Annotated in this window: 7 protein-coding genes; all 7 read right to left on the bottom strand. The window is 63.1% G+C overall.

Annotated features, from left to right (window positions below; translation table 11 throughout):
* Positions 1-232: 232 nt before the first annotated feature.
* Positions 233-1633, bottom strand: coding sequence for a DnaB-like helicase C-terminal domain-containing protein (locus GL284_RS21930; RefSeq protein WP_155046359.1), 1401 nt, complete (start codon positions 1631-1633; stop codon positions 233-235).
* A 94-nt stretch (positions 1634-1727) separates the two neighbouring features.
* On the bottom strand, positions 1728-2090 hold the full coding sequence (locus GL284_RS21030) for a hypothetical protein (RefSeq protein ID WP_155046358.1): 363 nt from the start codon (positions 2088-2090) through the stop codon (positions 1728-1730).
* The gene (locus tag GL284_RS21025) at positions 2087-2623 is read right to left on the bottom strand and encodes a hypothetical protein (protein WP_155046357.1); all 537 of its coding nucleotides are present in this window, start codon (positions 2621-2623) and stop codon (positions 2087-2089) included. The genes GL284_RS21030 and GL284_RS21025 overlap by 4 nt, the downstream gene beginning before the upstream one ends.
* Positions 2620-2907 (bottom strand): hypothetical protein, encoded by a 288-nt coding sequence (locus GL284_RS21020; protein WP_155046356.1) that lies wholly within the window; start codon positions 2905-2907, stop codon positions 2620-2622. The genes GL284_RS21025 and GL284_RS21020 overlap by 4 nt, the downstream gene beginning before the upstream one ends.
* A gap of 3 nt (positions 2908-2910) precedes the next feature.
* Positions 2911-3111, bottom strand: a complete 201-nt coding sequence (locus GL284_RS21015; RefSeq protein ID WP_155046355.1) for a hypothetical protein — start codon at positions 3109-3111, stop codon at positions 2911-2913.
* Positions 3111-3521 carry a hypothetical protein gene (locus GL284_RS21010; RefSeq protein ID WP_155046354.1) on the bottom strand — a complete coding sequence of 137 codons (411 nt, stop codon included), beginning with the start codon at positions 3519-3521 and terminating at the stop codon, positions 3111-3113. The genes GL284_RS21015 and GL284_RS21010 overlap by 1 nt, the downstream gene beginning before the upstream one ends.
* On the bottom strand, positions 3511-4047 hold the full coding sequence (locus GL284_RS21005) for an HNH endonuclease (RefSeq protein ID WP_155046353.1): 537 nt from the start codon (positions 4045-4047) through the stop codon (positions 3511-3513). The genes GL284_RS21010 and GL284_RS21005 overlap by 11 nt, the downstream gene beginning before the upstream one ends.
* Positions 4048-4521: the final 474 nt, after the last annotated feature.

The following is a 4521-nucleotide window of genomic DNA, read 5'->3' as shown; positions in this document are numbered from 1 at the left end:
GAGCCTTGAAACGCTCGCCCGTGTGACCGACAATCCAACCGTCAGGCTGCCCGCCGTGGCCACCTGAACAAGCCCTGACCTCTCCGAGGGTCGGCGCTCCTACACCACGCCGCGGGGCACTATCCTGCCGGATAATCTCCCAGCGCAAATAGAAGTCGAAACTCGATGTGGCCAAGCTTCGTTTTCTGCTCCAGAAGCACGTCAAATCCCGTGCTGGTTGTCACTGTTCTGCTCACGGGTATTCATCACCCCACACGCTATTCGTCGCCATGGCGCAAAGGCATCGGGCTGTGCCGGTTTCGCCCATGCGCTGCTTGTTGACGATGATCTCCATGCGGCCCTTGGCGCGGTCCATTTTGGACTGCCACTCGACGTGCTGCTCGACAGGATCGGTCGATGCGGGCTGCTTCTGAAGCAGGTAATATTCCTCGCGGTAGCAAAAGATGATGTTGTCGGCGTCCTGTTCCAGCTGGCCGCTTTCGCGCAGGTCAGACATCATGGGGCGCTTGTCGTCGCGGCTCTCGATCTGTCGGGACAGCTGTGACAGCGCAATCACCGGAATGTTCAGCTGCACCGACATGCGCTTGAGCGCGATGGAGATGGCTGTGATCTGCTCGTAACGGCTCTTGCCCGCGGCGGTCATCAGCTGGGCATAGTCGACCACCAGAAGCTTGAGATCGGTAGCGCGGGCGATCTGGCGAACGCCTGACATCATGGCGCCGATGTCGGCATATCTGTTCGACAGGAAGTAGATCGGCAGATTGGCCACATCGTGCGATGTCTGAGCGAGGCAGCGAGCCTGATCCTCGCTCATGTCGCCCTTCCTCATGCTGATATAGGGCACGGCGTTCCCTGCCCCTGCTGTGGCTTCTGACAGCGCACGCATGGCCATGGCGCTGGGGGTCATCTCAAGGGAGGCGATGGCCACGCCATGCCCCTGCCGGGCCGCGTTGAGCGCCATGGACAGCGCGACGGCCGACTTGCCCGATCCCGGCCTGCCGCCGAGGATGGTGAGCTCGCCCGGGAAGAAGCCGGGAATGATTGCGTCCAGCGTCGAGATGCCGGATTGGATCGACAGGTGCTGATCGCCGCGGTAGGCCGCGAACGCCTGATCCTGCGCCTCCTTCACGGCGCGGAGCATCGACACGGGGCCGTCACTGTCGCCGATCTGGCTGACCGACAGCATTGTCGTCTCTAGGCGTGCTGCCACATCGCTCGCCTTCATGTCGCCGCGGGCAATGGCGGCAGCGGCTTCCGAAATCGCGTTCTGGATCTGCCTTTTGCGGGCCAGTTCGGCCAGCGCGTCGGCATATTGCTTGATCGCTTCAGGCCCCGGCGAGGCGCCGGCCATGCGAACAAGATAGCGCCCGCCGCCAAGCTCTGCCAAGCCGGGATGCTCGGCCATCGCCAGCGAAACAGTGACCGGATCAGCCAAATCACCGTTGCGCGCCTTGTCGCAGATGATGCTGAAAATCTCGGCGTGGACGGGATCGAAAAAGAGATCGACGCCGCCGAGGCGGTCCACAAGGGTCGCGCGCTCGGAGTTGAGCAGCAGCGAGCCGAGGATCATCTGTTCAGCTTCGACCGAGAAAAGCCCCGGCGCTTCGTCGCGAAGGTGGGTCACGGTGTTCACTCTGCTGCCTCCGGTTTTTTCGCGATGGCCCGGGCCAGAGCCTCCTGTGCCAGCTGCCCGATGCTCTTGAACGGGGCGGGTGGTTTCTGATCGCTCATCCCAGCACCTCGATATTCACGATGACCCCGCCGTTCTTCGACGGGTCGCCGCGGCGCAAGGTGAAGTCGAAATTGCTGTCGTCGACGCGGATCGCGGCAGCGATGCTATCGGTCGCGCCTTTCATCGCCTGCAGGGCGCCGTCACGGTCGTAGCGCCGCTGAGACGGGGCGCAGAAGGTGTAGCTGACCATCAGGGACGTGACCGGCACATTGAGCCGATGAAGCCCGGCCTCCATGCACAGGAGCCGCGTTTCTTCCTTCTGGATCTCGCGCGCGCCATAGACGAGCCGCCAATGCGCCTTGCGATTAGGCCAGAGAGCGACCATCGGCCACGGCAGGATGATTTGCGGCAGGATCATGCGCGCCTCCTGACCGTGCAGGGGTGGCGGTTCTGCGCGCTGAAATTATACCACGCGCAGTTGTCCTTGCCGGGCGTGCCGTTCCCCATCCACGAGACGCGCCCGATCGGAACGATGTCGCTGCACAGGTGGATGACGCGGCCGAAATAGTCGTTCGCGGCGAAGTCCCACGGCAGCAGCGCCCAGACCGGCGCGATCCCGGCCAGATGCTTGATGATCGAGATCGCCGGATCACCTCGCTGCCCGATCTTTGGCCAAGGCGGATTCGTGATCCACAGCTCGGGCCGGAACTCCAGATCCAGCGCGTCGCCCTGGTCGATGCCGGGCCCTTGCGGGTCAAGGTCCAGCGCCAGCACGCAACGACCGCCTTCCCAGAGGTCGGACAGATACCCGATCAGCGAGCCGTCACCGGCGCAGGGCTCGCCATAGCTCGCGTCGGCCGGCAGATATGGGATCAGCGGCGCGACGGCGGCCTTCGGGGTCGGCCAGAAGCCGCGCGGGCGCTGGGGCAGTCCGGGGCTGCGCTTGCTCATCGATTCAGAGCCCGATCCTGCGGCGGTAGCTGGAGCGGAGTGTTAAGGCATCCCGCCCCCCCCCATTCGCCTTTGAGAACCTGCGCCCCAAGGGCGTGAATTAGCATCTTGGGATAGCCCTTGCGCTTGGCGGCGGCGCAGGCATCCTTCTGCGCATCGCTATAGCGCTCGCCCTTGACGAACCCATCAGCGTAGGACCGCGCAAAGCGTTCGATTTCTCGATCTGTCGCGTCCCAAAGCTTGGCTTTGACAGCCAGGTCGTCAGCGGTTTCCTTGAACCTCATGGCCTAACCTTTCTGATGATGTCGGGAGGTGTCGTTGATGCGCCCCAGCGCCACCGCCAGCCGCTTGCGAATGTCAGCCGTCGCCTCAGACTTCGGCGCCCGGCACGGGCACTCAGCCAGCGCGACGCGCAGCGCATGCACCTCGGGCAGAGGGATGCGGATGACGGCATGCCCGTCTTCGATGCGGACGCTGGCCCCGGCCATCAGGCATCCTCCCCGCTGCGATGCGCCGCGTGCGCAGCCCTGATCGCCGCCAGCGCCATGTCGGCGCGCAGCGTGCCCGGCACTGTGCTCATGATCCCGCGCGGCGGATCCGTCTCCGGCCGCGCCGCCAGCGTGCCCTCGGCATCGTCCCACGGCATGCGCGGCAACGACACGCGGTCAGACGAATAGTCGCTGGCATAGCGGCTGCCGCAGATCACGGCGCGCTTGCTGTCATCCCGCTCGCGCGGCTGCACAGGGGCTGACAGCACATATTCCGGGAACTGGATACCGAGGTTGCGGGCCCAATAGCGGACCTTTTCCTTGCTGCAGCCCAGATGCCGCGCGGCCTCGGCCATGAGCATGCCCGCAGCAGCGCAGGCTTCAAGCTGTTGGCGCATGTCAGCGGTCATCGGAAAATCCCCCCAGCAGCCCAAGGGAATTATTGGTCCGAGCAAATTTTCCATGATGCTGGACGGCAGCCCTGTCATATGCACGGGCAGCCTGATGCTCGGTTTCGAAGGAGCCGATTACAATCGACTTTCCTTCAATCTTGATCCGAGCCCGATATTTTCCGGTCGGTTTATGGAGGTCCACCCCCTTGAAGGGCACCCCGCCCCACGCCCCACGATTCATCATATTTTCGCTGTGCGAGCATGTGCGGATGTTACGACGACGGTTGTCAGTTCGATCTTGGTTGGCGTGATCAACCTTGTGATCCTGAGATACAGCTAGGATCTCGCGATGCATCTGAACATCACGCTTCTCTGCGCCCTCATACTCGGTGCGCTTGGCGTAACCTTCTTTCAGGAGCCAGATCCGGCCATAGACTGCTTCGAGGTCTGGAGCATCAAACAGCGCAACGCCGCCTTTTGTCAGGCCAGCGAAACCATGATCTCCACAGGCGCATAAGCGCGGGTATCGACTCGCATCATTCATCGGATTTTTCTCCGGATTTTTCTCCTGACCAGTGGAGGACGCGCTCCGTCCACCACCAGCCGAGTGCGACAAGGCGTTGCGCTGCGCTGATCTGCGCGCGCGGCCAAATTCTGAAAATGATTTTCAAGTTTCCCCCAGCAGCATTCTTGCCGCCTCCGGCATGTGCTTCATGGCGTATCCCACCGGACCACCGCGGGGACCGCATGTCCCGGCAGCCCAGTTTCTCGCGGTCTTTTCGCTGACCCCGAAGAACACGGCAGCGTGCTCCGGCGACTGGAAATGCTTATTTATCAGTTGCACCCATGCATCCCGCAGATGGCTGTCATAGCTACGGGGCTTTTCGCGGGCGGCAGTGTCCCAACACATGGTGTAGGAGGCCGCGCGCGGAGCCTTCGGCGTAGCGCAGCGCGCGGCCGTTGGTGACGCTGGCGGTCACCGTCGATCTTCGGACAAGTTTCGGGTTGCGAGACCTTG

The sequence above is a fragment of the Paracoccus shanxieyensis genome, assembly GCF_009711265.1.
Taxonomy (GTDB): domain Bacteria; phylum Pseudomonadota; class Alphaproteobacteria; order Rhodobacterales; family Rhodobacteraceae; genus Paracoccus; species Paracoccus shanxieyensis.
Note: the sequence above shows the minus strand (reverse complement) of the source record. Positions and strands in the feature narration are given on the sequence as shown.

What these genes read in the sequence shown, in the direction of transcription:
- GL284_RS21030 (WP_155046358.1), bottom strand. Translation starts at nt 2,090, where the DNA reads ATGATCCTGCCGCAAATCATCCTGCCGTGGCCGATGGTCGCTCTCTGG.
- GL284_RS21025 (WP_155046357.1), bottom strand. Translation starts at nt 2,623, where the DNA reads ATGAGCAAGCGCAGCCCCGGACTGCCCCAGCGCCCGCGCGGCTTCTGG.
- GL284_RS21020 (WP_155046356.1), bottom strand. Translation starts at nt 2,907, where the DNA reads ATGAGGTTCAAGGAAACCGCTGACGACCTGGCTGTCAAAGCCAAGCTT.
- GL284_RS21015 (WP_155046355.1), bottom strand. Translation starts at nt 3,111, where the DNA reads ATGGCCGGGGCCAGCGTCCGCATCGAAGACGGGCATGCCGTCATCCGC.
- GL284_RS21010 (WP_155046354.1), bottom strand. Translation starts at nt 3,521, where the DNA reads ATGACCGCTGACATGCGCCAACAGCTTGAAGCCTGCGCTGCTGCGGGC.
- GL284_RS21005 (WP_155046353.1), bottom strand. Translation starts at nt 4,047, where the DNA reads ATGAATGATGCGAGTCGATACCCGCGCTTATGCGCCTGTGGAGATCAT.